This is a genomic window from Lichenihabitans psoromatis, assembly GCF_004323635.1.
In the GTDB taxonomy this organism is placed as follows: Bacteria; Pseudomonadota; Alphaproteobacteria; order Rhizobiales; family Beijerinckiaceae; genus Lichenihabitans; species Lichenihabitans psoromatis.
In genome coordinates this window covers 3,183,128-3,204,884 of the sequence record NZ_CP036515.1, presented here as the reverse complement: position 1 = coordinate 3,204,884, position 21,757 = coordinate 3,183,128, and the positions used below count along the sequence as shown (strand labels likewise).

The 21,757-nt window shown below is 64.3% G+C and carries 21 protein-coding genes and 1 pseudogene; 6 read left to right on the top strand and 16 right to left on the bottom strand.

The window, feature by feature from the left end:
• The first annotated feature begins 137 nt into the window (after nt 1-137).
• The 3 genes from EY713_RS14865 (at nt 138) to EY713_RS14855 (ending at nt 3,229) form a co-directional block, all read left to right on the top strand.
• On the top strand, nt 138-629 hold the full coding sequence (locus EY713_RS14865; protein WP_245572740.1) for a rhodanese-like domain-containing protein: 492 nt from the start codon (nt 138-140) through the stop codon (nt 627-629).
• Nucleotides 630-684: 55 nt separating this feature from the next.
• Complete coding sequence (gene dnaA / locus EY713_RS14860) at nt 685-2,271, top strand: chromosomal replication initiator protein DnaA (protein ID WP_131116086.1); 1,587 nt, start codon at nt 685-687, stop codon at nt 2,269-2,271.
• A 136-nt stretch (nt 2,272-2,407) separates the two neighbouring features.
• A complete protein-coding gene (locus EY713_RS14855) occupies nt 2,408-3,229 on the top strand; it encodes a lytic murein transglycosylase (protein ID WP_131116084.1) in 822 nt (273 codons plus the stop codon).
• Between the two features lie 44 nt (nt 3,230-3,273).
• Here EY713_RS14855 and EY713_RS14850 read toward each other — a convergent pair whose 3' ends face one another.
• From EY713_RS14850 to rpmH, 6 genes are all read right to left on the bottom strand, one after another.
• Nucleotides 3,274-4,074 carry a pyrimidine 5'-nucleotidase gene (locus EY713_RS14850; RefSeq protein ID WP_245572739.1) on the bottom strand — a complete coding sequence of 267 codons (801 nt, stop codon included), beginning with the start codon at nt 4,072-4,074 and terminating at the stop codon, nt 3,274-3,276.
• The gene (gene argB, locus EY713_RS14845) at nt 4,071-4,985 is read right to left on the bottom strand and encodes an acetylglutamate kinase (RefSeq protein WP_131116082.1); all 915 of its coding nucleotides are present in this window, start codon (nt 4,983-4,985) and stop codon (nt 4,071-4,073) included. Before argB ends, EY713_RS14850 begins: the two co-directional genes overlap by 4 nt.
• 38 nt (nt 4,986-5,023) lie before the next feature.
• Complete coding sequence (gene yihA / locus EY713_RS14840; protein ID WP_131116080.1) at nt 5,024-5,677, bottom strand: ribosome biogenesis GTP-binding protein YihA/YsxC; 654 nt, start codon at nt 5,675-5,677, stop codon at nt 5,024-5,026.
• A gap of 3 nt (nt 5,678-5,680) precedes the next feature.
• Nucleotides 5,681-7,486, bottom strand: a complete 1,806-nt coding sequence (gene yidC, locus EY713_RS14835; protein ID WP_131116078.1) for a membrane protein insertase YidC — start codon at nt 7,484-7,486, stop codon at nt 5,681-5,683.
• Between the two features lie 69 nt (nt 7,487-7,555).
• Nucleotides 7,556-8,065, bottom strand: coding sequence for a ribonuclease P protein component (gene rnpA, locus EY713_RS14830; RefSeq protein ID WP_131116076.1), 510 nt, complete (start codon nt 8,063-8,065; stop codon nt 7,556-7,558).
• Nucleotides 8,066-8,153: 88 nt separating this feature from the next.
• Entirely contained in the window at nt 8,154-8,288 is a 135-nt protein-coding gene (gene rpmH / locus EY713_RS14825) for a 50S ribosomal protein L34 (RefSeq protein ID WP_131116073.1), read from the bottom strand.
• A 308-nt stretch (nt 8,289-8,596) separates the two neighbouring features.
• On the opposite strand from rpmH, the gene EY713_RS14820 reads away from it, so the two are divergent.
• Nucleotides 8,597-10,003: an FAD-dependent oxidoreductase gene (locus EY713_RS14820; protein WP_165491142.1), complete on the top strand. Its 1,407-nt coding sequence runs from the start codon at nt 8,597-8,599 to the stop codon at nt 10,001-10,003.
• Between the two features lie 28 nt (nt 10,004-10,031).
• On the opposite strand, the gene EY713_RS14815 is transcribed toward EY713_RS14820, so the two are convergent.
• The 4 genes and pseudogenes from EY713_RS14815 to cobA form a co-directional block, all read right to left on the bottom strand.
• Nucleotides 10,032-12,371 carry a cation:proton antiporter domain-containing protein gene (locus EY713_RS14815; RefSeq protein WP_245572738.1) on the bottom strand — a complete coding sequence of 780 codons (2,340 nt, stop codon included), beginning with the start codon at nt 12,369-12,371 and terminating at the stop codon, nt 10,032-10,034.
• Nucleotides 12,368-13,156, bottom strand: a complete 789-nt coding sequence (locus EY713_RS14810; protein ID WP_131116069.1) for a class II glutamine amidotransferase — start codon at nt 13,154-13,156, stop codon at nt 12,368-12,370. Before EY713_RS14810 ends, EY713_RS14815 begins: the two co-directional genes overlap by 4 nt.
• Nucleotides 13,157-13,188: 32 nt before the next feature.
• Nucleotides 13,189-14,571 (bottom strand): cobyrinic acid a,c-diamide synthase CobB, encoded by a 1,383-nt coding sequence (locus tag EY713_RS14805; protein ID WP_131116067.1) that lies wholly within the window; start codon nt 14,569-14,571, stop codon nt 13,189-13,191.
• Nucleotides 14,568-15,382: pseudogene (gene cobA / locus EY713_RS14800) on the bottom strand (uroporphyrinogen-III C-methyltransferase). The gene EY713_RS14805 and the pseudogene cobA overlap by 4 nt, the downstream one beginning before the upstream one ends.
• Before the next feature lie 50 nt (nt 15,383-15,432).
• Between cobA and EY713_RS14795 the strand changes: the two are divergent.
• Nucleotides 15,433-16,530, top strand: coding sequence for a cobalt-precorrin-5B (C(1))-methyltransferase (locus EY713_RS14795; protein WP_131116065.1), 1,098 nt, complete (start codon nt 15,433-15,435; stop codon nt 16,528-16,530).
• 4 nt (nt 16,531-16,534) lie between these two features.
• Here EY713_RS14795 and cobM read toward each other — a convergent pair whose 3' ends face one another.
• Genes cobM through cbiE form a run of 3 tightly spaced genes read right to left on the bottom strand, consistent with a single transcriptional unit; the run spans nt 16,535 to nt 18,902 of the window.
• A complete protein-coding gene (gene cobM, locus EY713_RS14790; RefSeq protein ID WP_131116063.1) occupies nt 16,535-17,296 on the bottom strand; it encodes a precorrin-4 C(11)-methyltransferase in 762 nt (253 codons plus the stop codon).
• On the bottom strand, nt 17,293-17,694 hold the full coding sequence (locus EY713_RS14785) for a cobalamin biosynthesis protein (RefSeq protein ID WP_131116061.1): 402 nt from the start codon (nt 17,692-17,694) through the stop codon (nt 17,293-17,295). The genes cobM and EY713_RS14785 overlap by 4 nt, the downstream gene beginning before the upstream one ends.
• A complete protein-coding gene (gene cbiE, locus EY713_RS14780; protein WP_131116059.1) occupies nt 17,691-18,902 on the bottom strand; it encodes a precorrin-6y C5,15-methyltransferase (decarboxylating) subunit CbiE in 1,212 nt (403 codons plus the stop codon). The genes EY713_RS14785 and cbiE overlap by 4 nt, the downstream gene beginning before the upstream one ends.
• 11 nt (nt 18,903-18,913) lie before the next feature.
• Between cbiE and EY713_RS14775 the strand changes: the two genes are divergently transcribed.
• Nucleotides 18,914-19,675: a cobalt-precorrin-6A reductase gene (locus EY713_RS14775; protein ID WP_245572737.1), complete on the top strand. Its 762-nt coding sequence runs from the start codon at nt 18,914-18,916 to the stop codon at nt 19,673-19,675.
• Here EY713_RS14775 and cobJ read toward each other — a convergent pair.
• The 3 genes from cobJ to EY713_RS14760 are packed head-to-tail and all read right to left on the bottom strand — an operon-like array spanning nt 19,657 to nt 21,727.
• Nucleotides 19,657-20,421, bottom strand: coding sequence for a precorrin-3B C(17)-methyltransferase (gene cobJ, locus EY713_RS14770; RefSeq protein WP_131116057.1), 765 nt, complete (start codon nt 20,419-20,421; stop codon nt 19,657-19,659). The two genes, EY713_RS14775 and cobJ, sit on opposite strands and share 19 nt — an antisense overlap.
• Nucleotides 20,418-21,158, bottom strand: coding sequence for a precorrin-2 C(20)-methyltransferase (locus tag EY713_RS14765; RefSeq protein WP_131116056.1), 741 nt, complete (start codon nt 21,156-21,158; stop codon nt 20,418-20,420). The genes cobJ and EY713_RS14765 overlap by 4 nt, the downstream gene beginning before the upstream one ends.
• Nucleotides 21,155-21,727 (bottom strand): precorrin-8X methylmutase, encoded by a 573-nt coding sequence (locus EY713_RS14760; RefSeq protein WP_245572736.1) that lies wholly within the window; start codon nt 21,725-21,727, stop codon nt 21,155-21,157. Before EY713_RS14760 ends, EY713_RS14765 begins: the two co-directional genes overlap by 4 nt.
• Nucleotides 21,728-21,757: the final 30 nt, after the last annotated feature.

The window sequence follows — 21,757 nt, the reverse complement described above, 5'->3', positions numbered from 1 at the left end:
CTTGGCCCATGGGGTAGTCAACGCTGAGACATCGGCGACGCGCTTGTGTATCGGTAAATCCTATCCTTTCGATCCTAGTCAGAGTTCCGGGTGTGCGTACTTGGTCTGATGTTCGTTGAGTATCGGCGCGTTCAGCGTTGCTGCCGTTTTCTTTTGTTCTACTTGTAACTGCGGAGCGATCGCTCTGTCGGGAGGATGCTGCAATGTCGATGGGAGCCGGTTACGCAGGCGATATCACTCCGTCGGACGCGTTGGAAAAACTCGAGCAGGATCGCCAGGCGATCTTGGTTGACGTTCGTACGACAGCCGAATGGGAGTCGATTGGCGTGCCGGATCTTGCCTCGGTACAATCCGCGCCGGTGCTGATCGAGTGGTTGTCCTATCCCTCAATGGCTCCGAATCCGGGCTTCGTCTCTGAGCTGAAGGCTGAACTCGATCGCCGTGGTGCAGGCGCCGAAACCCCTCTGCTGTTTTTGTGCCGCTCCGGCGCAAGAAGCGGGGCCGCCGCCAAGGCGATGACGTCGCTCGGTTATGCCAAAAGCTACAACATTGCTGGTGGATTCGAGGGCTCGGCAGCCCAGGGACTGAGTGGTTGGAGGGCCGATGGCCTTCCCTGGAAGCGCCCCTGATCACATCGCGCCGTCCACCCGCCCTTTTCGCCGTTAGCAAAGTCGCCGCCCGCTCATGATCGCTCGACGTGAATCCAATCCGGCCGCCTCGACGCAAGCCGACCCGCTTGCCTCCCGCGCCAACGAGACCACGACCGCCCCGCTGACCCATGCCACTGCCGAGGACGACACGCGTCGTGATCTGAGTGCCCGATGGTCGAATGCCTGCCTGCGGCTGCGGGCGGAGCTTGGCGACGCCGTCTTCAACGCGTGGTTCGCCCGCCTGGAGCTCGACCGGATCGCCGATGGGACGGCCTATCTGTCGGTTCCCACGACGTTTCTGAAAGCGTGGATTCAGTCGCATTATAACGACAAGATGTTGGCGACGCTGAGCACCGAGGCTCCCGAGGTCAAGCGCCTCAGCATCGCGCTCCGCTCATCCTCCCGCGGCCGCGTCGCAGCTGCGCCGGTTTCGGCTGAGAAACGCGCCGAGCGCCCGTATGACCGCGGCACGGAAAGCTCGCCGAAGCCCCGCCAAGCCGATGACCGCCGCACGCCACAAGCGGACCGCCCCGCCAGTTCTGTTCGCCCGCAGGATGGCGATCACGCGGCCGATGCTCCCTCCGGCTCGCCACTCGACCGGCGGCTCACATTTGCGAGCTTTCTGACCGGCAAGTCCAACCAACTGGCTTTTGCGGCGGCTCAACGCGTGGCCCAGGCCCTGCCCGGCGAACCTCTGCTCTATAGCCCGCTTTACATCCACGCCGCCGTGGGGCTTGGCAAAACCCATCTGATCCAGGCCGTCGCACATGCGGTGGCCGATAGCGGACGACGCGTCATCTACCTGACGGCCGAAAAGTTCATGTATGGCTTCGTCTCGTCGCTTCGCGCCCAAACCGCCATAGCGTTTAAGGAGCGACTCCGCGCGATCGACGTGCTGATCATCGACGACGTGCAGTTCTTGCAAGGCAAGTCGATCCAGCAGGAGTTTTGCCACACGCTGAACGCCTTGATCGACGATAGCCGGCAAGTGGTTGTCGCGGCCGATCGCCCGCCGGCCGATCTCGAAACATTAGACGAGCGGGTCCGCTCGCGGCTCGCCGGTGGTCTTTGTGTCGAGATGGAGCCTCTCGATGAAGCGCTGCGGTTCAAATTCCTCGAAAACCGCACACTTGCGACGCGCAACGTGCAACCGGGGTTCGAGCTATCGCCACAAGTCATTGCTTATGTCGCCAAATCGATCGTCACCAACGGGCGCGACCTTGATGGCGCGGTCAATCGCCTGATGGCGCATGCGACCCTGAACGGCACGCCACACACGATCGAGACGGCGGAAGTCGCGATCCGCGATCTGATCCGAACGCGCGAGCCAAAGCGGGTCAAGATCGAAGACATCCAGAAACTCGTCGCCACTCACTACAACGTGAGCCGCGCCGATATCCTCTCCTCACGGCGGACCGCGACCGTGGTGCTGCCGCGCCAGATCGCCATGTATCTCTCGAAGAGCCTCACGCTCCGGTCGCTGCCCGAAATCGGGCGTCGTTTCGGCGGCCGCGATCACACAACCGTGCTTCATGCGGTGCGCAAGATCGAAAACCTTTGTGGCAAAGAGGGAACGCTGGCTGAAGAACTCGAGTTGCTGAAGCGCCTGCTTCAGGATTGATGATCGGATCGTGGGTTGGTCCTGCGAGCGGCATTGACAGCGGCGCGTGCAGCATGAATGTCTGCCGCGTCGTTAGTTCGCGATGGCCCTTCGAGACGTGAAGGGGTCGTCGCAAGCCGAAGGAAACCGCCGCCCGATGCGCCTTTTCAAGCGTTTGTTGCCGATCGTCGGCCTGACATTCTCGCTCGCCGCCGGCTCAACGGCCTATGCGGCATCCTGTTCGGATCCGGCGGGGTTCCCGGCTTGGCTCGAGAGCTACAAGAGCGAGGCGGCAGCGGCCGGCATTTCGCAAGGAACGATCGACGCGGCTCTCGGGAATGTGACCTACGATCGCGAAACGATCTCGCACGATCGTGGCCAGAAAGTCTTCAAGCAGAGTTTCGAGCAATTCTCGGCCCGTATGGCCAATGCCTATCGCATCAGCAAGGGTAAAAGTCTCATCAAGCGATATGCCGATGTGTTCTCGCGCATCGAGAGCCAATATGGCGTTCCGGCGCCGGTGATCGTTGCGATTTGGGGGCTCGAGACCGACTTTGGCGCTTTTATGGGCAAGTTCGAAACCATTCGGTCGCTTGCGACCCTGGCCTATGATTGCCGGCGTCCAGACAAGTTCCGGGCTGAATTAACCGACGCGCTCCGCATCGTTCAGCGGGGCGACATGAGCCCGTCCTCGATGCGCGGTGCTTGGGCGGGTGAAATCGGCCAAACGCAGTTCATGCCGTCGTCCTACATCAAATATGCGGTCGATTTCGACGGCAGCGGGCGTCGCGATCTCGTCCATAGCGTTCCCGACGTGCTGGCGTCGACCGCCAAATATCTCCAAGGCTATGGCTGGCAGGCTGGAGCGGGCTGGGATCCGGGCGAGGCTAATTTCGCCGTGATCCAGCAGTGGAACGCAAGCGCGGTCTATTCGCGCACGATCGCGCTCCTGGCCGACAAGATCGCCGGCACCAAGTAGGGACAAGATGCAGCACGACGCGTGTCGTGCTGCATCTGGCTCCGCTACGATCCAAGCGGCATGAGATCGACCAGGAACTGAGTCAGGTCATCGGTGACGAAATCGACATGCACATCGCCCCCGCCCAGCTGCTCCCAGGCCTCGCGATGGTCTAAACTCGTTGATGTCGGCACGATCAGTGTCGTAAGCATCCCGCGCTCGTGCGGAACGATGAGATTGCGCGACAAATCCTCGAACATGGCGGCCCGGCGCGGGTCAACCGCATGCTGGGCGAAAAACTTGTCATAGGCCACCGGATCCGGCTTCGGCACGAGATCCGCCGCGACAATATCGAACACGTCTTCGAAGAGATCGTTCAGCCCGAGCTGTGCCGCCGTCTTCAGAGCATGGTCGCGCGATCCGTTGGTAAGGACCAGCTTGCGTCCCGGAAGCCGCGCGATTGCCTGGGCGAGCCGGGGATTGGGGAGCAAGTCGCTCCGGTCGATGTCATGCGCGAAAGCCAGAAACTCGGTATGGCCGATCTTATGCTCGATCATCAGGCCATGCAGCGACGTGCCATATTGCCGATAGTAATATTTCTGGAGCGCCCGGGCCGAGAGCCCATCGATGCCAAACAGGTTCATCAGAAACAGGGTGATCTGACGGTCGATCTGCGGCCAGAGCGTGCTGTCGGCCGGATAAAGTGTGTTGTCGAGGTCGAACACCCAGGTGTGAACATGGGCAAACCGGGACGCGACGTCTTGCGACCGCGCACGTGGAATCGCCGTGCTGATCGTCAGATCATCAAGGGTATCGGGCGCAGGCTCGTCGCGCGCGATCGCCATCGACTTGTCGAGATCAGTCATCGCGTGATCAGCGTGCCGGCTCCGTGGTCGGTCAGCAATTCGAGCAGGACCGCATGTGGGACTTTCCCATCGAGAATCACCACGCCTTCGACGCCTTGATCCAAGGCATAGATGCACGTCTCGACTTTCGGAATCATGCCGCCCGTGATCGTGCCGTCGGCGATCAATCGCCGAATATCATCGACCTTCAATTCCTTGATGATCTGCTTATTCTTGTCGAGCACACCCGGAACATCGGTGAGGAACAGCAGACGCTTGGCCTTGAGCGCGCCAGCGATCGCTCCCGCGAACGTGTCGGCGTTGACGTTGTAGGTCTCCCCATCCGACCCTTGCGCGACCGGAGCCAACACGGGGATCAGTTCGCGACCCAGGACCTGATCGAGCACCGTGGTGTCGATCCGGTCGGGTTCGCCGACGAAGCCGAGGTCCACATGATCCTCATGATGCGCGTCGTCCTCGGTGACGGGACGCTCGAGCTTCTTGGCCGTGACCATATTGCCGTCTTTACCGCAAAGCCCGATCGCCCGGCCACCTTCGGCATTGATGAAGCCCACGATCTGCTTGTTGATCGATCCGCAGAGAACCATCTCGACGATCTCGATCGTGGCACTGTCGGTGACCCGCAGGCCGCCCGAAAACTGCGAGACGATCCCGAGCTTCTTCAGCATCGCGCCGATTTGCGGTCCACCACCATGGACCACCACCGGATTGACGCCCGATTGCTCGAGCAGGACCATGTCGCGTGCGAAATCGCGCGCCACGGTCTCATTCCCCATGGCATGGCCGCCATATTTTACGACGACGGTCTGGTCGTCGTAACGGAGCATATGCGGCAGAGCCTGCATCAGGATCTCGGCCTGTTCCTCGGGGCTCCCCTTCGGGGTATCGCTCAGTCTCGGGTTCGTCGGCATGGAATACCCATCGGTGATGCGCGAGGTCAGCAGATGCCTCAGCCGGCGCGCTCATGCAAGAGCAGAGCGATACTGGCCCGGAGATCGGCGATTCCCTCGCCCGTTTCGGCAGAGGTGAACAGAACCGTTGGAAAAGCTGCCGGGCGACGCGCCAGCGCCGCTTCCGTCTCGGCGATCCGCTTCGGACGATCCGCGAGTTTGACCTCATCCTGCTTGGTCAGGACGATCGCATAGGAGATCGCGGATTTATCGAATAGATCCATCATCTCGCCGTCGCTCTCCTTCAGGCCGTGACGGCCATCGACCAGGAGGTAAACGCGCATCAGGGTCGAGCGCCCGCGCAGGAAGTCCCGCATGAGGTTTCCCCAGCTCGCGATCATGGTCTTGCTGACAGCCGCGTAACCGTAGCCCGGCATATCAACGAGACGCAGGTTGTCACCGAGCGCGAAAAAATTCAGCTGCTGAGTCCGGCCGGGCGTGTTCGACGTCCGGGCCAGAGTCTTGCGATTGGTCAGCGCGTTGACGAGTGACGACTTCCCGACGTTCGAGCGACCCGCGAAGGCGATCTCCGGCGCCGCCAGCGGTGGCAGAGCCGCCACCGTGGGCGAGCCGAAGATGAAGTCGCAGGATTGCGCGAACAACAGCCGACCCGACTCCGTATGTTCGGCATAGGCGGGAGCGCTCTCAGTCATGCGTCATGTCCTCCGGAACATGCCCGAAAGATTGTCCCACAGTTCCACCTTCGTGCCGGCACGGCGCATGATCAGATATTGCTGGCAAACCGAGAGCGTGTTGTTCCAGGTCCAATAGATCACGAGACCCGATGGGAACGAACTCAGCATGTAGGTGAAGATCACCGGCATCCAGGTGAACATGGTCTTTTGGACCGGGTCCGGCGGTGTCGGGTTCATCTTCATCTGGAGGAACATCGAGACACCCATGATGAGCGGCCAGACGCCGATCATGAGCGGGGTCGGGGGCGTCCAGGGGATCAGGCCGAAGAGATTGAAGACGGATGTCGGGTCAGGCGAGGACAGGTCCTTGATCCATCCGAAAAACGGCGCATGGCGCATCTCGATCGTAATGAAGATGACCTTGTAGAGCGCGAAGAAGACCGGGATCTGCACCACCATCGGCAAACATCCGGCCACGGGATTGATCTTCTCCCGCTTGTAGATCTCCATCGTGGCTTCTTGCTGCTTGGCCTTGTCGTCCGGGAAACGTTCCTTGATGGCCGCCAGTTGGGGCTGCACGTTCTTCATCTTGGCCATCGACAGATAGCTGCGGCTGGCGAGCGGGAAGAACAAGCCTTTGATCAAGACCGTGACGATCAGGATCGCGACACCGAAATTGCCGGTAAGCTTGTAGAAAAAGTCGAGAACCTTGAACAAGGGCTTAGTGATAAAATAGAACCAGCCCCAATCGATCATCAGGTCGAAATTCTTAATGCCAAACTCGGCCTGGTATTTGTCGATCGTATTGTTTTCTTTGGCGCCCGCAAAAACGCGCGTGGTCAGGTCGATCGACTGGCCGGGCGCGATATCCTTGCCGTTTTCGAGAACGTCCGTCTGATAGGTCTTCGGCTGCGCCGTACCATTGACGGAAAAGCGTCCCTTGAACGCTGCATTTTGCTCGGGAACGACGGCCGTCGCCCAATATTTATCCGTAATGCCGATCCAGCCGCCCGTCCCATCGAGGGTGCGCGTGCCGTCCGTCTCCTTCTCCATCGCGTCATATTTGATTTCTTGCACATGGCTGTCGCCGATGACGCCGATCAGCCCTTCGTGCAGAACCGCATAGTTCGAGACCTCGGGCTTACCGTGGCGTGAGATCAACGCGTAGGGGAACAGGGTCACGGCGGCCGAACCCTTGTTCTCAACCGTGTCCTTGATCGAGAACAGATATTGATCGTCGACCGAGATCGTACGGTGGAACGTCAGGCCCTGGCCGTTGTCGTAGGACAGCGTAACGGGCTTCTCGGCGGTCAACCGATCACTATCGGCGGTCCAGACCGTATCGGCGCCCGGAAGCGCCATGGTGCTGCCCGGCTGTCCGACAAAGCCGACTTCGGCATAATAGGGATGCGGCGAACCTGACGGCGATAGCAGTTCAATGATCGGACTGTTCGGATCGGTGGTCAGACGGTAATTTTTAAGCGCGACATCGTCGATCCGGGCGCCTTTGAGATCGATCGATCCCGACAGGCTGCGCGTATCGAGCGTGATGCGCGGGCTGGCCGCCAAAGCCTCCTGCCGTGTCCGCGTCGCCTCAGGCGTTCCGGCAGCCGGAACAGCGCCGCCGGGGATAATGGCCGGCGAGGCCGCCCCCGTCACGCCCTGCGGTTGCGGGGTGTTCGAGGTGACCTGTCCCTGTTGCTGCGCCTGAACTTGCCGGGCCTTTTGGGCCTGTGGAAAGCCGTAGAAATAGTTCCAGCCGACGATGACCAGAACCGACAGCGCGATCGCCAGGTAAAGGTTCTTGTTGTTGGTTTCATTCACCATGGTTCGATCACTGAACTCGTCGGGGATGAACGTCGTTGCTGACGCGAAGAGAGAGGTTGAAACAATCCGTTAGCCTTTGCGGGGCCGTTCGTCCGGCTGTCTCGTTGACCCGCGCGGCCTCTTCAGTTGCGCGCCGGCCTTGCGCACCGCCGTTTCGAGATCAGCGATCAATCTTGCGAATGGAACCGTCAGAGCTTCGCGGCGCGCGACGATTACATAGTCGGTATCGGGCTCGGTTGAAAGCGCCTTGGCGTGACGTAACGCCTCCTTGAGACGGCGACGGATTCGGTTGCGTTCGACGGCCCCGCCAGTCTTCTTGGTGACCGTGAGACCGATCCGCGGCTTGAATGGACCCACCTGATGATCCGCCGCCACCTGATCGGCAGCGACGCGGCCGTCCGATGACGGAGCGGGAACCGGCCGCTTCGCTGCCTGGAGTGAGAACAGCGAGAGATGGACCCGCGTCCCGCGTGCGGCTTGCAGGAAGTCGGCGCGTTGTTTCAACCGCTCAGGAACGCAAAAAGCCTCGCGACTCTCGTTGCGCGAGGCTTTATCAAATGATCCGACCAGGTCAGACATGCCGGGACCCGCAGTCACGATCACGATCGTGTTGGACCTACGTTCGCGAGGAGGAACCCGAACAGTGCCTCGAACGCGCGACGATGGATCAGGCCGACAGCTTCTTGCGACCGCGTGCACGACGAGCCGCAATAATGCGGCGGCCACCGACCGTCTCCATACGAGCCCGGAAGCCATGCCGGCGCTTACGCACGAGCTTGCTGGGTTGGTAGGTCCTCTTCACTGTCTCTGCTCCGGTCCGCTGATGCCCGGCGCCAGAGGCCGTGCTTGAAATGAAACCGACGCCACGACGGTCGGATCACCCATTGCTCAAAACGCAACGGCGCAATCCAACGGGCGCGACGGCTCGGATAAGGTGGGTCTTATAGGAGCAGCCTCGCCAGCAAGTCAATGCGCTGCGGCATGTCGAACGGGACGACAGACCTGAACTGGGTGCGACAACACCTCTAATCAATTGTAGAGGCCTGACATGCAGCAATGAGCTTTCATCGGAAGACTCGACGCAAGAACAGCCTCAAGCGGAACGCAACCATGACCGACGTCTCCCGGCCTACCATCCTAACGCCGGACCTCTGCATCATCGGCGGCGGCGTCGCCGGATCGGCCATGGCGCTCGCAGCAGCCGCGATCGGCCTCTCCTGCGTGGTCGTGGATGCGGCCCCACGCCTCGGGCGCGGACAGGCGGCCGATCTTGCGCTCGACATGCTGATTCAGAGCGCGAGGACCGCCCTCCCGCAAGGGGACGACGGCGACCGATCGTTTGCGATGCTTCGCGACCGAATCGGTCGAGCGGTATCGGCCGCCTCCGCCAATCACAGCGCGGAGCGGCTCCGATCGCTGAGCGTGACCTTAATTCAAGCAACGGCGCGATTTGCAGATCCCGAGACAATCGCGGCGGGTGACATCCGCATCAAGCCTCGCCGAATCGTGATCGCGACCGGAGGCAAGCCCACGGTGCCACGGCTCGATGGGATCGACCTCATCCGATTCTGGTCGACCGACACGATAGCGGCCCTGGCGACCCTGCCCCCACGCCTCTCGATACTCGGTCAAGAACCGCTGGCCTACGAACTAGCTCAAGCGTACCGCCGCCTCGGATCGGAGGTCACGCTCCTTCGAACGGGCGGTCAAGGGCTGAACGTCGACGGAGAACTCCTCGTTGCGATCGACGCATCGCTGCACCGCGACGGCGTTGCCATCGTCGATACCGAGGTCCGTGGTCTCCGTCCCAATCGGGACGGCGTCGATATCGTGCTGGCCGACGACGCCGGCACGATCGTGGCGGCGTCACATCTCCTGGTGGCTCAGGGCCGCAAACCTTTCACCGAAAGTCTCGGCCTCGACCGGGGTGAGGTCCGTTGTGTCGACGGCGTTCCGGAGACCCGCCTCGACTTCAGAACCAGCAACCGGCGCGTCTATGCGATCGGCGACGTCGCGGGCGCTCAGATGTCGGCCGCAACGCTCATTCCGATCCAGGTCGGCCTCGTCTTGCGGTCGGCCTTCTTCCGTCAGCCGGTCCGCCTCAAGCCGCAGCTCGTTCCCCGCGTGCTCCGGACGGTCCCGGCCATCGCCTTGGTGGGACATAATGAGGTGGAAGCTCGGCGCCTGCATCGGGACGTCACGATCCATCGCGCCGCCCTGGCCGACAACGAGCGCGCGATCGCGCGCGGCGTGACGGCGGGACATACGACGATCGTCGCGACCCCCCGTGGCGAGGTGCTCGGGGCGAGCATCCTCGGTCCTCGGGCGGAGGATTTGATCGTGCCCTGGGCGATCGCGATCGAGCACGGCATTTCGCTTGGCGACTTGGCGGTTCTTGCGCTCCCGCAGCCAAGCCTCAGCGATACATCGCGGCGGGCGGCGCTCGGCTTCGTCGCGGCCCAGTTGCGTAGGCCATGGGTCAAACGGGCCATGGGTGTGCTCAAGCTTCTCGGCTGATGATCTTGATCGTCGAGGCGCGGATCGTTTACCCCGCCAAGCCGATCCCGCTGTCGTCCACGAGAAGCAGCAGTGAGTGCTGCGATCCTTCGAGCAGGGAGTCGGCCAGGGCGCCGAACAGGACGCGATCGCTGGGCCGCATCGAGACACCTAGCACGATGACCGTATCACCCGCGCGGCGCGCCTGTCCGAGAATCGCCGCATCCTTGTCGGATGCCTGACGCACAACAGGTGTGGCCGTGATGTCGAACCGTGCGGCGAGCGCGGCGGTCTGGCGCAGGATGTCGGCGCCCATCTGCGATTTTGCCTCCGCCGCCGCGGCGCGCCGCCGTTTGCCGCTTCGCGGCGCATCGATCGGGTCGCCGACGAACAAAGCCGTAACAGAGGCGCCGCTCGCGCGGGCCAGTGCAAAGCCGAGTTCCGAGGCGCGGCGCGACGCGCCTGTGCCACTCGTCGGGATCAAAAACTGCAAGGGACCATGGACGGGATCCGTGCGGTGAAGGCCGCGCGCCACAACGATGGCCCGTGCGCCGGAAAACGCTTTCACGACCTCGGCGAGGCGCGGATCGAGACCACCCTCGGGCGTTGTGGCCGGCTCGATGCCGATCATCAGAAGGCCATAACCCTTGCGAGCCTCCGCGCCGACGGCCGCGATCGGGTCGGATCCGGTGATCGGCCGTTCCGTGACGTCCATCGGCACAGCAGCCGCGTCATCCTCCGATCCCGGCAAGCGAGCCCTATCCCCGGACGCCATCACACCGGCGCCGGCTTGCTCCAGAACGGGCGGCCTCTGCGACGCGTCGAGCGACATAGCCGTGATCGGCAGCGCCTGCCCTCGCCCAAGCAAGCCGGCGAGGCGCGAGGCCAATTTGCCACTCGCTCCGTCGTCGACCGCCACCAGCAAGCGCTCGACATTGCTGAGGAAGGCGGTTTTCTCGAATGCTTCCCGGTCCAGCCGCTCGCTCTCGTCCTTGTTCATCGGCAGCCGCGCCAAGGCCCAGCGCAAGGTCGGCGGCATCGCCATGGTGGTTAAGACCGCCATGGTGACGATCATGGTGAACAGGGTTTTGTCGAGGGCGCCGACCGATAGACCGAGTGTCGCGACGATGACTTCCGTCGAGCCGCGCGCGTTCATACCGAGTGCCAGAGCGAGACATTCGTCACGCGAGAGGCCGCCGATCTTGCCACCCAGAAACGCGCCGCCGAACTTGCCAAGGCTGGCGATCAGAACGAGGCCGGCCGTCAGGGCCAGCAACGTCGGATCCTTGAGCAGCGTGAGATCCGTCCCGAGGCCGGCGAGGCCGAAGAAGATCGGCGCGAACAGCGCCACCACGAGACCGCGCAATTCGGCTTCGACCTGCTTGGTCAGGATGGGTGATTGCGCCACCAACACGCCGGCCACGAAGGCGCCCAGCACGGTGTTGACGCCGATCGCGTTGGTGATCAGGGCCATGACGCCCATGATGACGAGGATCATGGTGACGGCCGGCACCGCGCTGACCAGGTGGTCGTTCGCCCACCGGATCAGCGCTGCGACGACGCGTCGTCCGAGCGTGGCGCTGACGACAAGAAAGATGATCGTGCCGCCGACCGACCCGACCAGCGAGAAAAGGTTCAGGCCGCCGGGGCGAGCCAGCCCGAAAGTTACGGCCACGATGATCCAACCCACCGTATCGTCGATGATGGCCGACGCCACGATGATCTGACCGAGATTGCGACGCATGAAGTGCATCTCGTCGATCACCATCGCGACGATCTTGATCGACGAAATCGACAGAGCGGTGCCGAGAAAGAGCGCCGTGACCACCCTCTGGCTGGGGTTCGGCAAAAGGCTATCGGGCAGGCCATAGAGCCCAAGCAGCACGCCACAGCCGAACGGGACCGCGATCCCCATGATCGAGACGCTCGCGGCCGGTTTACCGACGGAGCGGACCAAGCCGACATCGGTTTCCATGCCGGTCAGCAGCAGCAGAAGCAGCACGCCGAGTTGCGCGACGCCGTCGATCATGGCCCGCTGCGCGTGATCGCCCGGAAAAACGAGATTATGGAGATCGGGGAGCAACAACCCGAATACGGATGGCCCGAGCACGATGCCGGCGAGCAACTGTCCGACGACGGCGGGCTGTCCAAGCCGCAGCATGATCTCGCCGAAGAGACGACCGACGACCAGCAGCGCCACGACTTCGGCCACGAAAATGGCTTCCGACGGCAACTTGAGACCGGATTGTCCGTCGGCTGCGAAAGCAGCGTTCGACACGAGAGCAGAAAGGCCGCCGTGTTGCGCGCAGGCTCCAGCGAGCGCGATTCCGCACAAGCCGAGCAGAATCGTGCGACCGCGGATCGGAACCGCTAAAGGACCGATGATCAAGCGGCTTGGCGCATCGAATCGTCGAGTCGACTGATGGTAACGGGCGCTCCCGCGCGAGCCACCAGAACGCAATTCTGCGGCACCTCGCGCCACTGCGCCCGCTCGCGATCCAGCGGCTCGGACACGACCATGAGATCATGCTCCGTCTGCCGCCAGTAGAGCGTCGGCGCGCAGGCGTCGGAGGCCCAACGGAAGGCATAGAGATCCTTGCCATCCGTCAGGGCCAGCGTGGCGCGAAGCGGCTCGGCGATGCGGGCCTCCAGCATCAGGCCATGCACCATCGACAGGGTCGCGATGACGGCCGCAACAGGGTCGTCCCGCAGGCCATGCGCGAAAGCAGCGAGGAACAGAGCTTCCGAATCGGTCGTTCCACTCCGGTAGGGGTAGAGATCGTCCGGAATGAGAGCGTCGAGTTGGCGCTTGATGGCGCAATAATTCCCGATCTGCCCATTGTGCATGAACATATATTTGCCCACCGCGAAGGGGTGGCAATTCGCCCGCGCGGTTGCCGGACCGGTCGAGGCACGCACATGAGCGAAAAACAGCGCCGAACGCACCTGGAAGCAGAGGCTCTTCAGGTTTTCGTCGGACCAGGCGGGGCGAACTTCCCGATAGAGACCGGGTGTTTCACGTTCGCCATACCAACCAACCCCAAACCCGTCCCCATTGGTGGTGACCTTGGCTTCCGCAGCGCACATCGATTGCGCGATCAGCGAGCGTTCAGGCGTCGCGACGAGGGCGTCGAGATAGATCGGCTGTCCTTGATAGGCGATCCAACGACACATCGACGACCCCGCAACGGTCCGGAAATTGAAGCTTAATTTCGCTCTTTCGAACTTAACGGGAGCTTAACGGCACTGCCAAGGCCGCTCTCCTCCCGCAGTGCGGCAATAGCATGAAAGAAGCTGCCTGTGACATTTCCACGACGGGTTCCGGACGGAGTTGGTAAAGAACCATAAGCATCCTGCACGCTTGCCAGCGCCGCATCGCCGCCGTCGCTCGTCACGGTCGCATAATGAAATTCATGCCCGCGCAGTCGCGTTCCGGCAGGACCGAAGCGACTATCGGCCAGCAGACTTGCGTCGCGATAGCCGAGATGGAGCTTGCGGGTGCCGAAGCTCGTCTCGAGACCGAGCAAACCCAGCATCGCATGCGCGGTCCCACTCGCATCCGTGAGCGACCGACCCAAAACCATGTAGCCGCCGCACTCGCCATGCACCGGCCGGTTCGTAGCGACCGTCCGCATCCCATCCAGAAAGCAGTGACAGGACGCTAATTGCGCGGCGTGCAATTCGGGGTAGCCGCCCGGCAGCCACGCGCAATCGCAATCGGCGGCAGGCGCTTCATCGGCCAGCGGCGAGAAGAAACTCAAGGCCGCACCGGCATCCCGCCAGCCGGTCAGAACATGCGGATACAAAAACGAAAAGGCTGAATCCCGCGCGATGGCGATGTGTTGGCCCGGAGGTCGAACCGGCGCGGCGTCATGCGCCCCTACATTCGGTTGTCCCCGCGTCGCGAGCGCGAGGACCGCATCAAGGTCGACATGCGCCTCGACGAAATCCGCCATCGCGTCGAGCCGAGTGATGAGTTCGGTGGTTTCCTCCGCTTGCACCAAGCCAAGGTGGCGCTCTGGCAGCACGATTGCGCTCGATCGCGGGAGAGCGCCCAGCACCGGCAGCCCGAAGCTCGCGATGCCGTCACTCACCAGCCGCCGATGCCGCTCGCTGCCGACGCGGTTCAGCACGACGCCCGCGATGCGGATGCGGGGGTCATAATCACAACATCCCTTGATCTGTGCGGCGGCCGACTGAGATTGGCCGCCGACATCGTGGATCAACAGCACCGGCCAGCCAAGGGCCGCCGCGACATCGGCGCTCGATCCGCTGCGGCCCGCCTCTGACGGGACGCCATCGAACAAGCCCATCAACCCCTCGCAAATCACGAGATCACACGCCGCTCCGGAGCGCGCCGCGAGAGCGGTCACGAGCGACGGCTCCATGGCCCAGGTATCGAGGTTGAAGCTCGGACGGCCGGTCGCGGCCGCATGGAAGGCGGGATCGATATAATCCGGCCCACATTTGGCTCCGGCCACACGCAGGCCGCGCCGGGCGAAGGCGCGGAGCAGGCCAAGCGTCAGCGTGGTTTTCCCGCTGCCTGAGCGCGGGGCCGCGATGACGAAACCGGGTGTTGCAGGGATCATGCAAGATCCTCGAGTGTGATCGCATAGGGCGCGAGAACATCGTGCAGGCGGACGATCTCGCCGATCGCCACGATCGCCGGGGCTCCCAGACCACGCTCCCTCGCATCGACCTTGGCGCGCTGAAGCGTGGTGATGAGGATGCGCTGGCGAGCCGACGTCGCATCGGTCACGATCGCGACCGGCGTCTCGGGCGAAAGCCCCCCCTCGATCAAGCCGGCCGCGATGCCGTCGAGGAACGTCATGCCCATGTAGAGGATGATCGGCAGTCCGGTCCGGGCCAGCGCGGCCCAATCGTTGGAGTCGACAGCCCCCCGGCCGAGTGGCCAGTTGCCAGGATCACGGCCCGGTTGGTGTCGCGTGTGGTTGCCGGGATAGCCGCATAAGCGAGGCCGCCGATCCCGGCCGTGATGCCCGGGACGACGCGGAACGGGATGCCGGCGGCCGCCAAGGCCAAGGCTTCTTCGCCGCCGCGACCGAACACGAACGGATCGCCGCCCTTCAACCGGAGCACGCGATGACCCGCCAAAGCCAGTTCGATCAGGCGTTCGCTGATGTCCCGCTGTTTGGGCGACGGCAAGCCGCCTCGCTTGCCGGCGAATTCACGCAAAGCGTCGGGGCGCGCGAAGCCGAGCACAACCTCGCCGACGAGCGCGTCGTAAACCACCACATCGGCTTGCCTCAACCCGTTCAACGCATGCAGCGTCAGCAGGCCCGGATCGCCCGGCCCTGCGCCAACCAGCCACACCGTCCCGGGTTCGAGGCGCGGGAGGGAGAGGTCGGCAAGCGCGTTGGCGAACGAAACATCGCTCATCGAGCCGCAACCCTGTTCAGGCCGCACGACACGGCATACATTCCGCCATCATGACCGAGCGAACTTCTGCCGCTTTGCGGCGCGGCTGGACGACCGGCACCTGCGCGACCGCAGCGGCCCGCGCAGCCTATGAGGCGCTCGTGACGGGAGCGTTCCCAGATCCCGTGGTCGTGACGCTGCCGAACGGCCAGCGGATCGCCTTCGCGCTGGCCAGCACGGAGCGCGCTGCAAATTACGCGCAAGCCGGGATCGTCAAGGATGCGGGGGATGATCCCGATGTCACTCATGGTGCCGTCATACTGGCTACAGTCCGGCTTGCAAGCGAAGGCAGCGGAATCCTGTTTCGCGCGGGCCCTGGGGTGGGCATCGTGACGCGGCCCGGCCTGGCGCTGGGGATCGGCGAACCCGCCATCAACCCGGTGCCCCGCGCCATGATCCGCGCGGCGATCGACGAAGCGGCGACCGCGTTCGACGGCCCGCGGGATGTCGATGTCGAAATCTCGATACCGGGCGGCGAAAAGCTGGCGGAGCGGACCTTGAACGGTCGTCTCGGGATCGTCGGAGGATTGTCGATCCTCGGCACGACCGGCATCGTCATTCCCTATTCCTGCGCGGCCTGGATCGATAGCATCCATCGTGGCATCGACGTAGCGCGCGCCCTTGGCTTGCCCCATGTCGCGGGCGCGACCGGCGACACCTCGGAAAAGGCCATTCAGGCTCATTACGCACTGTCCGACCCCGCCTTGATCGACATGGGGGATTTCGTCGGCGGCATGTTGAAGTATCTCCGCCGCCATCCGGTTCCCCGCGTCACGATCGCGGGCGGCGTGGCCAAGATCAGCAAACTTGGCCAGGGCCTCCTCGATCTTCATTCGAAACGCGGCGAGGTCGACCGGACCTGGTTGAGCGATAAGGCGGTCAGCATCGGCGCCACGCAGGATGACGTTACGCTAATCAGGGAGGTCAACACCATCGCTCAAGCCTTTGATGTGATGCAGCAACGCGGGATCGATCTTGGGCGACCCGTCGCCACCTCGGCCTGGGAGACGGCCGCCGCGACACTCGGTCCGGGCATCGATCTCGATATCGTGTTGATCGACCGCGACGGTCGCGTCGTCGGCGAAAGCGGCTGCCGCACCACTGCCTGACAGCTCAGGCCATGCCGCCGCGAAAACGCCGGTGATAATCGGCATCGTAGAGTGCACTCGCGCGAAAATCCGCCGAGCCGAGAACCGGACCGACCAAGATGAGTGCCGTGCGCTCGACCGGATCGGCCGCCACCGCCGCGCCCAGGCTCGACAAGGTGCCACGAAACACGCGCTCATCCGGCCACGATGCGCGGACCACGACCGCAGCGGGACAATCCACGCCGTAAAAGGGGATCAGCTCAGCCAGCACCACATCGAGTTTGTGGATCGACAGATGGATCGCCAGCGTGGCTCCCGTGGCCGCATAGGCGCTGAGCTGTTCGCGCTGCGGCATCGCCGACGCACGGCCGCCGGTTCGGGTCAGGACGACCGATTGGGTGAGGGCCGGCAAGGTCAATTCAGTGCAAAGCGCTGCCGCGGCCGCCGCGAAGGACGGGACGCCCGGCGTGACCGTGTATGGAATTCCGAGTCGGTCGAGGAGCCGGATCTGTTCGCCGAGCGCGCTCCAAATCGACAGGTCGCCCGATTGGAGGCGGGCGACGTCCTGCCCAGCCGCGTGAGCGCGTCGGAACTCCGCCTCGATCCCCTCCAGGCTGAGCGGCGCCGTATCGACGATGCGGGTGCCGGGCGCACAGTGATCCAGCAAGGCCGCCGGGATCAACGATCCGGCATAGAGGCAGACCGGCGAGCTTGCGATGAGGTCGCGCCCCCGGATCGTGATGAGGTCGGGCGCACCGGGGCCAGCCCCGATGAAGTGAACCGTCATGGCGTGTCCTCCGGCGGCGCCGCGATGGCGCAGGTCGCTCCCTCGGCGGCGATCCGCTTGACCAGCAAGGTCGCGCCTAGCCCTGCCCCGGCAAGCGCGCTTGCCTCGGAAACCGATGCGACACCGAACCGGGCCTCGGCAGCGGGCGAACGCGTCGCGACACCCGGCATTGCGTCCCGCAACAAGTCGCGCGACAGGAATGCGAGCGTGAGGCCAAGGCGCTCGGCCGCCTTGACGAGTCCTGCCTCGTGGCGTTTGTCTTCGATCGTGTAAAGCGCCATCCCGCATGCGGCATAGCGCGCCGGCAGAGCCGCACGCGCTTGTTCGACGAGCCGCGTGATGGCGTCGTCCGCACAACCGGCGCGGCACCCGACCCCGATCGCAACCAGGCGGGTCATGGCTTGACCCAGACCCATTGGGTGACCGGCATGGCGGCGCGCCAGCCATGGAAGCGCCCGACCGGATCGGCTTGAGCGATGTTGACGGTCACGAGATCGCCGCCATGCGCCGCGAAGGCGGCTCCGAGCAGCATCTGGCCCTCGAGCGTGACCACATTGGCGACCAGCCGACCGCCGGGGGCGAGCGCGCCCAAGCAAAAGTCGAGCAGTGCAGGCGATGTCACGCCGCCGCCGATGAAGATCGCATCGGGCCGGGGAAGATCCTGCAGTCCGTCAGGTGCACGTGCCTCGACGACGCGCAGATCGGCCAGCCAGAACGATGCCGCGTTGCGGGCGACACGAGAGGCGCGAACCGGATCGGACTCGATCGCAACGGTGCGATTGTCGGGACACGACAGCATCCATTCGATGCCGACCGATCCCGATCCGGCTCCGACGTCCCACAACAGACCGCCCGGCTGAGGCGCAAGAGCCGATAGCGTGAGGGCCCGGATGCGTGACTTGGTGATCTGGCCATCATGCTCGAACCAGTCGTCGGGAAGGCCCGGCGTTATCGGCGGCACCCGTGCCGTCGCGTCGGCCAAAACTTCGACCGCGACGACATTCAACGGATCGACACGGTCGAGGCAGACGTCTCGTGCGAGCGCGGAGGTGATCCGCTCGCGCGGTCCGCCCATCGCTTCGAGCACGGTCAGGCGCGACAGCCCGAACCCGCGTGCCACGAGTAAAGCTGCAAGCGCCGCCGGGGTCGTCTCGTCCCACGACAGCGCCAAGATGAGCTTGCCGGGACGCAAAAACGGCACGATCCGTTGCAGCGGGCGACCGTGCAGCGTCACCAGTCCACAATCCTGAAGCGCCCAACCGAGGCGGGCTGCCGCCAGACTGAAGCTCGAGGCATGCGGCAGGCACGTCATGTCGCCCGGATCGACATGCCGGGCCAGAACGGAGCCAATCCCGTAGTGAAACGGATCACCACTGGCCAGGACGCAAACGGGGCTGCCGCGCCGCGCCAGAATGGCCGGAAAGGTTGCCTCGATCGGCGAGCCCCACGGCAGGTGTGTGCCCGGCGTGTCGCCCACCAAAGCGAGGTGCCGACGGCCGCCGACGACCAGCTCGGCTTGCATCACGGCGCGTCGTGCGGCAGACGACAGCCCATCAAGGCCATCCTCGCCGATGCCGACCAGCGTCAGCCAAGGAGCCGGCTTCATCGGATGACCCCGTGCAACACCAACCGCTGCGACTTCTGATCCTCGGCGGCAGCAGCGAAGCTAGCGCGCTGGCGCGTGCGCTTGCGGGCAGAAGTGACGTCGCACCGATCTTGTCCTTGGCGGGTCGGACGCTGACGCCCCTGCTCCCGCCCATTCCGCATCGGATCGGCGGCTTCGGCGGCATTGAGGGACTGGTCAACTATCTGCGCCACACCCGCATCGACGCCATGATCGATGCCACGCACCCCTTCGCGGCGCGTATGTCGGCCCATGCGGCGGCAGCATCGGGATTGTCCGGAATCCCGCTCGCGACCTTCACGCGCCGGCCCTGGCGACCCGAGCCGACCGACCGTTGGACGACCGTCACCAGCTTGGACGAGGCCGCATTGTCGCTGGGCTCGACGCAAAAACGCGTGTTCGTCACCAGCGGCCGGCTCGGCCTCGCAGCCTTTCTGGCTGCGCCACAGCACCATTACCTGATCCGCACAATCGACCCGCCCGCCCCCGCCGATATGCCGCCCGACCATCGCGTGATTCTGGCGCGGGGACCTTTCCCGGTGGACCAGGAAATCGACCTGCTGCACGCCGAGCGGATCGACGTGCTGGTCACGAAGAACAGCGGCGGCGGCGCAAGTTTCGACAAGCTTCTGGCGGCCCGCGCCCTGGCGCTCCCGGTCATCCTGATCGCCCCCCCAAGCCGGGAGAGCGGCCTCGTCCTGCACGATCTCGCCGCCGTGCTGGCCTGGATCGAGGCTCAACGCGGCACGCCGTAATGACGCGGCGTGAGCAGCCATGCCGAACCGTCGGGGCGCGAGACGAGCCGTGTCTCGCTCGATCCGATCAGCACCAGCGTGCTCATGTCGGCAAGGCTGGCGTCAGCCTGCTCGAGCGTCGTGATGACGATCCGCTCGTCGGGTCGACCCACCGCGCGCGCGAAGGCGACCGGTGTGTCGCTGTTCTTGAGATCGCGCAGCAGCGCGAACGCGTCCGCGAGTTGCGTCGGCCGCGCCTTCGAGGCCGGATTATAAAGCGCCAGCACGAAGTCGCCGTTGGCCACGGCCCGCAGCCGCTTCTCGATGATGGCCCAGGGCTTGAGATTATCCGAGAGCGACATGACACAGAAATCATGGCCGAGCGGGGCACCGAGCCGAGCTGCGGCAGCCTGCATGGCCGACACGCCCGGAGCGACCCGAATGTCGAGCCCGCGCCAGTCAGGCGCTCCCGCCTCGATCGCCTCGAACACGGCCGCCGCCATGGCAAAGACGCCGGGATCGCCGCCCGAGACGACCGCGACGTGCCGCCCTGAGGCGGCCAGCGCCAAAGCGTGTCGCGCCCGGTCGAGTTCGACCCGATTGTCGGACGCGTGACGCATCAGGCCGGGCCGGTCGGCGACACGCGCCAAATAAGGTTCATAACCGATGAGATCGGTCGCCTCGCCGAGCAGCCTCGAGGCCTCGGGCGTCAGCCAGTCGGCCGGTCCCGGCCCGAGGCCGATGACGGCGAGCGATCCACCCGTCATGGCCGCCGCCCCTGCCCGGGCACGAGCACGATGGCGAAATAGGGCGCGTGATCGTCGGTCTTCTCCCGCAGGGGGAGGATCATCTGACCCTCCATCGTGCCACGCTCGACATAGATGGCCCGATCGAGCAAGCCGACCGCATCCAGCGCGGCGCGGACTTTCGGCAGGTTCTGCCCAAGCTTCATGATCACAATCGCATCGCTCGCGGTCATCCGCTCGCGCAAGGCTCCGGCTGCCAGCGTGCCGGGCAGCACGGTCAGCACGTCGTCGCCCCAGGTCATCGGTTCGCCGGCGGCCGTCCAGCACCCGGACATGCCGGTCACCCCTGGCACGATCTCGACCGGAAAACGCTCTCTCAACCGACTGTAGAGATGCATGAACGACCCATAAAACAGCGGGTCGCCCTCGCAGAGTAGCACCACATCCTGTCCGGCCGCGAGGTCGACCGCGAGAAGATCGGCTGCGTCGGCATAGAACGCGCCGAGCAGCGACACGTAATCGTCTCCGTCGAACGGCATCTCGGTCGTGACCGGATAGTGGAGCGGAAGCTCGCGAACGCCGTGCGACAGCCATGGGGTCGCGATCGTGCGGGCGATGCCGCACCGTCCCGCTTTGGCGAAGTAGGCCACTACGGTCGCGCGCTGCAGATAACGCATCGCCTTGACGGTCACGAGCTCCGGGTCGCCGGGGCCGAGCCCGATGCCGAATAGCCGCCCCGCGCGTGAAAGGCTGGTCATTCGGTTGCGCTCGAGAGGGCATTCACCGCCCCCGCCGCCATCGCGCTGCCACCCTTACGACCCCTGACGATCATGGCTGGCACGCGGCCATCTTGAAACAGGGCATCTTTCGATTCGGCGGCTCCAACGAAGCCGACCGGCATCCCAACCACGACGGCCGGCGCGCCGACGCCGTCATCCAGCAATTCGAGGAGGCGGAACAGAGCGGTCGGAGCATTGCCGATCACCACGACCGATCCCGGCAGATGCTCGCGCCAAAGCTCCATGGCGGCGGCCGTCCGTGTAGTTCCGAGATCCTGCGCCAGAGCCAGGACGCGCGGATCGCGCAAGGTGCAGATCACCGCATTGCCGGCCGGCAGCCGCGCGCGCGTCACGCCATCGGCCACCATATGGGCGTCGCAGAGCACGGGCGCCCCCTGACGCAAGGCCGCGATGCCGCAATCCACCGCGCCGGGTGAAAACAGGATGTCGTTGACGGCTTCCACGATGCCGCAGGCGTGAATGATCCGAACCGCGACCCGCTCTTCCGTCGGCGAGAAGCGAGTGAGGTCGGTCTCGTTGCGGATCATGGCGAACGAGCGGCGATAAATCTCCGCGCC